This window comes from Brevundimonas sp., assembly GCF_036405315.1.
GTDB lineage: Bacteria > Pseudomonadota > Alphaproteobacteria > Caulobacterales > Caulobacteraceae > Brevundimonas.
Map to the genome: position 1 here is coordinate 85576 of NZ_DASWXW010000058.1, position 9122 is coordinate 94697.

General features: G+C 65.3%; 10 protein-coding genes. 4 read left to right on the top strand and 6 right to left on the bottom strand.

The annotated features are described in order from the left end of the window. Nucleotides 1-161: 161 nt before the first annotated feature. Both VGE49_RS04040 and VGE49_RS04045 read left to right on the top strand, forming a co-directional pair. Nucleotides 162-758 carry a sugar transferase gene (locus VGE49_RS04040; protein ID WP_331033296.1) on the top strand — a complete coding sequence of 199 codons (597 nt, stop codon included), beginning with the start codon at nucleotides 162-164 and terminating at the stop codon, nucleotides 756-758. Nucleotides 759-798: 40 nt separating this feature from the next. Continuing rightward, a complete protein-coding gene (locus VGE49_RS04045) occupies nucleotides 799-1386 on the top strand; it encodes an acyltransferase (RefSeq protein WP_331033297.1) in 588 nt (195 codons plus the stop codon). On the opposite strand, the gene VGE49_RS04050 is transcribed toward VGE49_RS04045, so the two are convergent. From VGE49_RS04050 to VGE49_RS04075, 6 genes are all read right to left on the bottom strand, one after another. Further along, nucleotides 1370-1600, bottom strand: coding sequence for a hypothetical protein (locus tag VGE49_RS04050; protein ID WP_331033298.1), 231 nt, complete (start codon nucleotides 1598-1600; stop codon nucleotides 1370-1372). The two genes, VGE49_RS04045 and VGE49_RS04050, sit on opposite strands and share 17 nt — an antisense overlap. Before the next feature lie 74 nt (nucleotides 1601-1674). Beyond that, on the bottom strand, nucleotides 1675-2886 hold the full coding sequence (locus VGE49_RS04055) for an NAD(P)/FAD-dependent oxidoreductase (RefSeq protein WP_331033299.1): 1212 nt from the start codon (nucleotides 2884-2886) through the stop codon (nucleotides 1675-1677). Between the two features lie 146 nt (nucleotides 2887-3032). Then, nucleotides 3033-3788: a histidine utilization repressor gene (gene hutC, locus VGE49_RS04060; RefSeq protein WP_331033300.1), complete on the bottom strand. Its 756-nt coding sequence runs from the start codon at nucleotides 3786-3788 to the stop codon at nucleotides 3033-3035. A gap of 113 nt (nucleotides 3789-3901) precedes the next feature. Continuing rightward, entirely contained in the window at nucleotides 3902-4621 is a 720-nt protein-coding gene (locus VGE49_RS04065; protein WP_331033301.1) for a PepSY domain-containing protein, read from the bottom strand. A 10-nt stretch (nucleotides 4622-4631) separates the two neighbouring features. Further along, entirely contained in the window at nucleotides 4632-5342 is a 711-nt protein-coding gene (locus VGE49_RS04070) for a hypothetical protein (protein WP_331033302.1), read from the bottom strand. A gap of 79 nt (nucleotides 5343-5421) precedes the next feature. Further along, on the bottom strand, nucleotides 5422-8112 hold the full coding sequence (locus VGE49_RS04075) for a TonB-dependent receptor (protein ID WP_331033303.1): 2691 nt from the start codon (nucleotides 8110-8112) through the stop codon (nucleotides 5422-5424). Between the two features lie 527 nt (nucleotides 8113-8639). On the opposite strand from VGE49_RS04075, the gene VGE49_RS04080 reads away from it, so the two are divergent. Beyond that, on the top strand, nucleotides 8640-8975 hold the full coding sequence (locus tag VGE49_RS04080; RefSeq protein WP_331033304.1) for an ArsR/SmtB family transcription factor: 336 nt from the start codon (nucleotides 8640-8642) through the stop codon (nucleotides 8973-8975). Nucleotides 8976-8982: 7 nt separating this feature from the next. Beyond that, nucleotides 8983-9122: thioredoxin domain-containing protein (locus tag VGE49_RS04085; RefSeq protein ID WP_473964832.1), on the top strand; the 140-nt coding region annotated here is incomplete at its 3' end.

Below are 9122 nucleotides of genomic sequence, written 5' to 3' on the forward strand. Positions count from 1 at the left end.
CGAACCTTTGCCTGCCGAACAGCGTTAACGAGCTATTAACGTCGCCGGCAAGGGTGGCCATGATGGACTTGAGCGTCTCAACGGCGCCGGGCGTTGCCGGACACCTCCCTTCGGCGAAGATCGCGCATCTCCGCCTCCCCTTGATCAGTGACGGGCAGCGGGTGCGCGCCCTCGACATACTCCTCTCCCTGGCGGCCCTCTGGCTGATCGCCCCCCTGCTTCTGGTGGTCGCGGCGCTGATCTATCTGAGCGACGGCGGCGCGCCGATTTTTCGACACGCGCGGGTCGGCAAGGATGGTCGGATCTTCGGCTGCCTGAAGTTCCGATCCATGATCTGCAATGCCGATGCGGCGCTGGAGGACCTGCTGAAGTCCAATCCCAACGCCCGGGAATCCTGGGAGCGGGACCACAAGCTGCATCGCGACCCGCGCGTCACCCGACTGGGCAAGTTCCTGCGCAAATCCAGCCTCGACGAACTGCCGCAACTGCTGAACGTGCTGCAGGGCGACATGAGCATCGTCGGTCCGCGCCCCATCGTGGCGGGCGAGATCGAACGGTACGGCGGCTACTTCCAACACTATTGCGCGGTGCGGCCCGGCATCACGGGCCTGTGGCAGGTCAGCGGGCGCAACGACATGAGCTATCGTCGGCGTGTGGCCTGCGATGTCCTCTATGCGCGAAACAAGTCGCTTCGGACCGATCTCAAGATCATCGTGGCGACCCTGCCCGCCGTCACCTCGGGTCGCGGCTCCTACTGATCACCTGTTAGCCGGCGGCCAGGCGCCTGGAGACACCAGAATGAATGTCGGCGGTCTTGTACGGACAATCTCTGACCACGCTCGCCGGCGAGCGACACGCTGGATCCTGGGGCTCCGCATACGCCTGCGGCATCCGACCCTTTCGAGCGATCCAACCGCCATCTGGGACTACGGCTATAGCGACATCGACGCCATCGAACTCGGCGAACGCGTCTGGGTCGGCGCCTTCACGGAAGTGATCGTTCAGCGCCACGCCAAGTATAGCCGGGTCGAGGGCCGGTTGAGGCTGGCCGACGGCGTCGTCATCTCGACGGGGGTCAATCTCAGGGCGGCAGGCGGCGCGATCCAGGTCGGAGCCGGCTCGGTCCTCAGCCAGCACTGCGTCGTCGTGGCCGCCAATCACCGGCTCGAGCCCGGCGTCGCGCGCATCCACACCCCCTGGGACGAGACCCGCTGCGGCGTCGAGATCGGAACCAATGTCTGGGTCGGCGCCCAGTGCGTTGTGCTGCCCGGCGCCCGGATCGGCGACAACGCTGTGATCGCCGCCGGCAGCGTGGTCCGAGGCGAAGTGCCGGCCGGAGAACTCTGGGGCGGCGTTCCGGCCAGCTACATCAAGACGATCGAGTGAGGCTGGTCGGATCGGCCCGGTGTTGGGCGACGACGTCCCGTGACTGAAGGATGGCCTCCGCGGCGCCCCTCGCGGTGCTCCATGCTGCGGTCTGCGAGGCGGAACACCCCGAGCTCAAGGTCAGCCCCTCCGCATCGACAACCGCCCATAGCCAGTCGTCGTCCGGGTCAAAACGAAGTTCAATCGCGAATTCAGAAAAGTCCTTGGGCAGCATGGTCCGCTCCCGTTCCTGGATTTCTCGGTTCCATGAAACAAGACGCGCGCCGGGAACCGAGGTTCCCGCTCCCCTCACGCCGCCAGGGCCACCCCCTTCATCGACACGGCGGCATCGGCCAGCAGGGTCGCGTCTACCGGCGTCGCCTTGCCGATCAGCAGGCGCCCGCCCATAAAGTCAGCCGGAGCGTTGACGGATTCGACGCAAACGACCCGATCGCCGTTCAGGTGGAAGACGGCGAAGCTGCCCGACGCCGGTTCGCCGCGCACCACCTGTCGGTCGGCGTCGAACGGCAGGCCCGCGATCTGAAGTTTCACATCATACTGGTCCGACCAGAACCATGGCACCTCGGCCGCCGGGGCGGCGCGGCCGACGATGGCGGCCGCGGCCTGCTTGGCCTGCTCCAGGGCGTTGGGAACGCTTTCCAGACGATGCATCCGTCCGCCGTGGACGGGGATGGGCCGGTGGGTCACGTCGCCGATGGCGTAGATGGAGGGGTCGCTGGTCCGCGCGTTCTCATCCACCACCACGCCGTTCTCGCAGGGCAAGCCCGCCGTCCGCGCCAGAGCCTCGCGCGCCAAAGCGCCGACGCCGACCAGCACCACGTCCGCCGCGATCAGCGTCCCGTCGGCGAGGCGGACGCCGCCGTCCTCGAAGCCCGCGACCTCGGCCCCGGTCAGGATCTCGACGCCGCGCGCCCGGTGATAGTCGGTGAAGAAGGTCGACAAGGTTTCCGACGCCACCCGCGCCAGCACCCGGTCCATGCGCTCGATCACGACCGCCTCGGCGCCGAGGGCGCGAGCCGAAGCCGCCGCCTCCAGCCCGACATAGCCCCCGCCGACCACGGCCAGCCGTTTGCCAGGGGCCAGCGCGCCTTTCAGCCGTTCGGCGTCATCCAGGGTGCGCAATTCCATCAGGTCGGGGCGGTCCGCGCCCGGAATACCCAGCTTGCGCGCCATTGATCCCGTGGCCAGGATCAACACGTCGTAGGGTTCCACCGTCCCGTCGGCGAAGGTCACGGTCTTGCCCGCGGCGTCGATGGCGGTCGCGGTGACGCCGGTGCGCAGGTCGATCTTCTGCTCGACGTAGAAGCTCTCGGGGCGCAGCAGCAGGTCCTCCAGACCCGCCTCCCCCTTCAGCCAGGCCTTGGACAGGGGCGGCCGCTGATAGGGCGCCGCCTTCTCCTCGCCCGCCAGGACGATCCCGCCCTCAAAGCCATACTGCCTCAGCAGCGCCGCCGCCGAGCCCCCCGCGTGTCCCGCGCCGATAATCAGAACCTTGGTCATGACGGCTGAAACTGAAACGCCCGTACCGACATTTCCCATCCTTGTTCAAAAAATACGGCGTCGCTCAGAACGCCTGTTGCACGTACGCGACGAGGTCTCCGTCGCGCAAAAATCGATAGCCCTACCCCCTCGCCATCAGGTCCATGTCAGCGATCCGGCGCCGCGGGCTCAACGCCAGGGTCTGAAGCCTCTGCCGGATCAGACTGCGCGAACCGGGCGCCCAGGTCATAGGCCTCTCCCGGGAAGGTCATGCGGACGAAGGTGATGCGTTCAGCGCGCCGCCAGGTCCGGCGCTCAAGGGACAGGCAGGCCGCTGCAGGGTCCACGCCCAGGATCAGAGCGGTTGCACGAGACACGTTCACGGCCCGGATCCTGTGCTCGGCCTCCGTCCATGGAACCCGCTCCAGCAGCCAGGTGCCGGGCGGAACCTCGGTGAAATCGGCGTCCCGGGCCTGGGGCACGGAGGCGAGACTGATCAACCGCTCCTCCAGCGCGAAGGGCCGACCGCTGCTGCGGTGGAGGCAGCGCAGTTCTATGACCTCTCCGGACGCGGCGAGGGCGAGCTCCTCCGCATCGCGCTTGTGCGCCGCCCGAACCTTTCGGGACAGGAGCTCGAAGTCATAAGGTTCGCCGCGATTGAGGATTTCAGCCTGGATGTCGGGAATATCCAGCACGACGGAGTGAATCCGCGGCCGGGCCACAAAGGAGCCGAACCGTCGACGTCGTATGATCATGCCCCGCTCCGCCAGAGGCGCGAGGGCCTTGTTCACGGTCATGCGCGAGCAGCCGTACTCCAGCATCAGTTCATGCTCGAAGGGGATGCGGAACCCCGGCGACCATTCGCCCGACAGGATGCGGTCGGCGATGTCGGAGCGGATGCGTCGGTGGAGTGTGAGATCCATGGTGTCGGTCCTCCGCTTCATGTCCGATGGGCGAATAGCGCTCTCAGCCTGGGCGCGTTTCGCGCTTCAATCCAACCAGGAAGCGCCGGGACGCAGAACGCCCCGGCGCAGTCTCAACGGCGGCGCTGCAGCCATTCGACGCCATCATGGATATAGGCGAAATCCTGGCGTCGGAAGGCGGTGAACAACATGATGAAGCCGCTCAGGGCCAGCCAGAGGCACCCCGTGGCGATGATGATGATCAGCGGATGGTTGAAGCTCTGGCGATCCGTGTAGTCCATGATGTGGATCATCCAGAAGAAGTCCCAGAGCCGCCAGGTGTTGGTCTTGGCGCCCGCGACCTCGCCGGTGACGGCGTTCAGGATCAGGGTCGTCTTCTCCTTGTCCGCGAACTCGACCCGCCAGGCCGGAAGCGCAAAGTCGCGCGTCTCAAGCGTGGGCTTTTCGACCAGAGACACGGAGGTCACCGGCGCCGAGCCGTTGAAGGACGCCACAGCCAGATCCTTGGCGCGGGCGTCGTCGATGAGGATGCGACGACCGTTCACAGGGTCGATCAGCTGGACGCCGGCCGGCGTCGTGGCGGCGTAGACCCAGGCGTCATGAAGAGGACGCAGCTCGATCCTGGAGATCGGCTGACCCACCGACTGGGCGATTTGAGCCAACGGCAGCAAGCCGTCGGGCGTGGGGGAAGGCGGCGCATGGACGATGGACTCATCACCGGCCACCTTGCGGTGATCGATCAGCGCCATGGCGGCGCCGCTGATGGCCCAGAGCAGGAATTGAAGACCCAGGACCAGGCCGAACCATTTGTGCAGTCTGCGGATTAGAAACATCTGATGATCCTCACGCTGCGGCTTTGCGCACGCGGCGCTTGCGGCGGAAGCTGTAGAGCAGGAGCCAGGCCCCGGTGAGGGAGGTCACCACCATCATCCAGGTCGCGACCTTGAGCAGGATGTTGTTGACGTTGTCGCGGGTCTCATAGTCCATGATGTGGAACATCCAGACGAAGTCGAACGTGCGCCACAGGTCATGGCGCTTGGCCACGAGTTCGCCGGTCTGGGGCGAGATATAGAGGGTGGGCCGCCACAGGCCTTCGAACTGCACCCGCCAGATCGGCGCCGGACGCCCCCTGATCTCGCCGGGGATTTCGTACAGCAGCTCCATTTCGCGGACCCCGCCGTCGCCGGCGTAGATCTGTTCCGCGCGCTGCCGTGCGCCGGCTTCGTCGACCAGGGGCAGCTTCTCACCGGACCGGGCGTCGAACAGGGACCGGCCGCTCGTCTGGCTGACGATATAGACCGGCTGTCCCAGCTGCTGGTCGAGACGCAGGCTTTGAGCGCCGCCGGCATTCTTGAGAATGACCGCAGGATCGACCAGACCGCCCATGGAAATCGGTTCGGCGACGGGTGTCCGCACGAGATGATCGCCATGGATGATGTCGATATGGACGGCGGTCATGTAGAGGCCGCTCACGACCCAGAAAAGGGCCTGAACGCCGATGATGAGCGCAAGCCACTTGTGGGCTTTTCGCGCTACGGAAGGCCAGCGCACCATTTGATACTCACTGTTTGGGGGACGTTGAAACACCAGGCGGGGACCATGGGGGCCGCCCGGTGTTTCTCGAGGCGGCGGGTTAGTTGAACTGATAGGTCAGGCGGACGTAGCCGCGACGGCCCAGCAGATCGTAGGTCATGGTGTCGGTATTGCCGTCGGTCCAGCTCTGGATGAAGGGCGCCTTCTTGTCGAAGAGGTTGTCGATGCCGAAGGCGATGTCGGCCTTCTCACCCAGGCGATAGGCGAACTGGGCCTTGTGGTAGAAGAGGTTCGGCGTCTCATAGCCGATGTCGCCCGGCGCGGCGTTGAAGTCCGTGGCCTTGCCGATCAGTTGCACCGAATAGGTCGCCGTCCAGCGATCGTCGACAACCGAGGCGCTGACGTTCGACCGCCAGTGGGGATAGCCGCCGTTGCCGCCGCCGATATGGCCGTCGAAGATGATCGGATCGGCGCCCAGGAAGGGCGTGACGACATATTCGCCGAGATAGGTAGTGTTCCAGTCGAGGCTGGCGCGGCGGTCGCCGAGATCAAAGGCGTAGCGCGCCCCGATGTCGACGCCCTTCATGGTTTCCAGGCCGGCGTTGGTCGGCTGGGCCGAGAGGAAGTTCACTTCGCCGGTCAGGGGACTGCGGGTGAAGTTGTTCGGGCCGCAGAAGGGGTGGTTCATGCCCGGCGAGGCGTAGCAGATGGCCAGCTTGGTGGACCCGGGGATGGAGCGGATCGCGTCTTCGATCTTGATGTCGAAATAGTCGACGGTCAGGGACAGGCCTTTGACCTGCTCAGGTTGCCAGACCAGACCCAGGGTGAGGGTCTCGGCCGTTTCGGGCGAGAGCTTCTGATTGCCGCCGACCGTGGTCAGGACCGTGTTGCCGAGCTGCACATAGTTGGCCGGCACGCCCGAAGCCTGGCAGTTGGCGATCAGGGTCGCGTTTCCGCTGGTGCTGTAGCGGCTGCACGGATCAGTCGTCGTCAGATTGCCCTCTGCAACGCCGCCGAACAGCTCAGGCACGCTCGGAATCCGGAAGCCGGTGCCGAAGGTGGCCCGCAGGCGCAGACTGTCGATGACGCTCCAGTTCAGGCCCAGCTTGTAGGTGGTGTTGCCGCCGAACAGGTCATAGTCCGAGTAGCGGACGGCCGCGTCGAGCTCGAGCCTTTGGATGAACGGCAGGTCGGACAGGAGGGGCGCCGACAGTTCGACATAGGCTTCCTTGGCCTTGGTCTCGCCGGAAATGGGGTCCTGCTGGTTGGTGTTGGCGATGCCCAGAACGGTCAGGGCGTCAGGATCGCGCCAGCCCTTTTCCTCGCGGTAGACGAGACCGGCCGCGGCGGCGAGCGGGCCGGCCGGGAGCTGGAGCACGGTGCCGGTGACATCGAGCGTCAAGCTGCGCTGCTCGTTGCCGCCGGTGTCGCGCGAGGTGAAGAGGATGTAGTCCAGGACCTCCTGGCTGAGATCGCCGGCGCCCAGATAGTCGCCGCAGGGGATGGCCGCGCCCGGCGTCGGGCTGCAGACGGCGGTGTTCAGGGTTTCGCCGACCCGTTGAAGGTTGGCGATATTGGTCATCCCGTCGACGCCGGTGTTGCGTCCCCAGTTGACGGCGGCTTCCCAGGTCCAGTCGCCGGCGATGGCGCCCCGGGCGCCGCCGACGAACCGGTAGGTGTCGGTTTCCTGGAAGAAGTGACGCGGTCCCGGTTCGGCGAGACGCCGCGCGATGAGGGTGATGTCCTCGCCCGTCGGATTGGTCGGATGGGTCGCCGCGAACTTCAGGTTCCGCAAGGCCCCTGGCGCTGCGAGCTGGTTGCTTTCCCTGTGGGTGAAGAAGACCTCGCCGAACAGGCTGACGGTGTCCGTCAGCTGGTAGTCGGCCAGGATGGCCGTGCTGAGACGCTCGATCGGCGACACGGCGTTGAGGAAGGGGTTGCCGTTATAGTTATGCTTGGCGGCGTTGTAGGGCTCGAAGAAGTCCCCGTCGCCGCCCGGGATCTGGTTGAAGTTGATCTGCTGGCCGTTGGGAAGCACGGCCCGGCCCCCGAGCGTCGTGGCGCTCGCGACGCAGGCCAGCTTTCCGCCGATCTCGCCCAGGCCGCAGGGGGCGCGGCTCGCCAGGTTGACGGCTTCCGTCTTCTGATAGGTCAGGGCGGCGGTGACCCCGCCGCGGTCGCCGCGCATGCCCCACAACAGGTCGAAGGAGAGGTCCTGGCCGTCGCCTTCGTCCGTGACGCCATACTTGCTTGAGAGCTTGAGGCCCTCGAAATCGTTGATGGTGACGATGTTGACCACGCCCGCGACGGCGTCGGCGCCATAGATGGCGGAGGCGCCGTCCTTCAGCACGTCCATTCGGCCGATAATGGCGGTCGGGATCATGTTCAGATCCGGCGCACTGTTGGCGCCCGTGCCGCCGTTGACGATCCGCCGACCGTTGATCAGCGTCAGGGTCCGGTTGATGCCGAGGCCTCGCAGATTGACCTGCGCCGTGCCGTAGCCGTTGCCGGTCCAGTAGGAGTTCGTCTGATTGCCGGCGGCCCCTGCGGACGAGGGCAGCCGCTGCAGCAGCGCCTCCACGTTCGTGATCCCCGTGCGCTCGATATCCTCGCCGGTGACGACCGTGGCGGGACCGACCCCGCTGATGTCCTGGCGTTTGATCCGGCTGCCCGTGACGACGATTTCGCCGACACTGGTCGTCTCCGCTTCCTGGGCCGATGCGGGCATTCCGCACATGGCGGCGGTGATTACCGCACCTGCGAACAAGAGCCTCTTTTTCGTACGGTTCATGGTCATTCCCCTCGCGTTTCGGCCCAGACGAACCGGTCCTGCACCGCCACGTTCCGGTCGGGTACTGAGGGAGTCAACTCATGTATATACATATGAAGGCAGCCAAACCCTCATGCTTCATGCCTGCATTTGCCAGAAATGTGCAAAGAACTGACGCATTTTGCACAAAATAAACACAAATTCGTCACCTCGTTCGTAAGCACGGGTTGGACATAACTATTTTACGGCGCACCAAATGATGACGGCTAAACTCATTGTGCGATGCAATATTTCTTACTCGCTCCCGTACTGGCCAATACGCATTCACGAGCCCCCTCCCCTCGAACTAATTGGATCGAAGCGAGAATATTTTTCGGGAGCCCGCGACTCGGTCCTGGACGGCGGAGCCCGACCAGGCTGAGACGGCGCAAGCCCGAAGCGAAGTGCGCTCCCCACGGCGGATCCCATGCGGATCACGGGCAGTCTTGTCTGGATCGGCAGGCCATAGCCCGACTTGCGTGCACTAACAATTCTATTATCTTGGAACTATGGAATCAGAATCCGCCATCCTTGCTCTGGCCGCCCTGGCGCAGCCCACGCGCCTGGAGACCTTCCGCCTGTTGGTCCGGCACGAACCCGCTGGCCTGCCCGCCGGAGAGATCGCGGACGCGCTAGCCGTGCCCGCCAACACCATGTCGGCGCATCTGGGGGTTCTGTCCCGTGCCGGTCTGATCAGTTCGGAGCGTCGCAGCCGGTCGATCATCTACCGCGCCGACCTTGATCGCCTTCAGGCGCTGGTCCTGTTCCTGCTGAAGGACTGCTGCCAGGGCCGCGCCGAACTGTGCGAGCCCCTGCTGGCCGAACTCAACCCCTGCCGCACCTGAGGCCCCCATGGACGTCGTCATCTATCACAACCCCGCCTGCGGGACGTCGCGCAACACCCTGGCCCTGATCCGCCATGTCGGGATCGAGCCGCATGTCATCGAGTATCTGAAAACGCCGCCCAGCCGCGCCATGATCCTGGGGCTGGT

What these genes read in the sequence shown, in the direction of transcription:
- VGE49_RS04050 (WP_331033298.1), bottom strand. Translation starts at nt 1,600, where the DNA reads ATGCTGCCCAAGGACTTTTCTGAATTCGCGATTGAACTTCGTTTTGAC.
- VGE49_RS04080 (WP_331033304.1), top strand. Translation starts at nt 8,640, where the DNA reads ATGGAATCAGAATCCGCCATCCTTGCTCTGGCCGCCCTGGCGCAGCCC.
- VGE49_RS04075 (WP_331033303.1), bottom strand. Translation starts at nt 8,112, where the DNA reads ATGAACCGTACGAAAAAGAGGCTCTTGTTCGCAGGTGCGGTAATCACC.
- VGE49_RS04055 (WP_331033299.1), bottom strand. Translation starts at nt 2,886, where the DNA reads ATGACCAAGGTTCTGATTATCGGCGCGGGACACGCGGGGGGCTCGGCG.
- VGE49_RS04070 (WP_331033302.1), bottom strand. Translation starts at nt 5,342, where the DNA reads ATGGTGCGCTGGCCTTCCGTAGCGCGAAAAGCCCACAAGTGGCTTGCG.
- VGE49_RS04045 (WP_331033297.1), top strand. Translation starts at nt 799, where the DNA reads ATGAATGTCGGCGGTCTTGTACGGACAATCTCTGACCACGCTCGCCGG.
- hutC (WP_331033300.1), bottom strand. Translation starts at nt 3,788, where the DNA reads ATGGATCTCACACTCCACCGACGCATCCGCTCCGACATCGCCGACCGC.
- VGE49_RS04065 (WP_331033301.1), bottom strand. Translation starts at nt 4,621, where the DNA reads ATGTTTCTAATCCGCAGACTGCACAAATGGTTCGGCCTGGTCCTGGGT.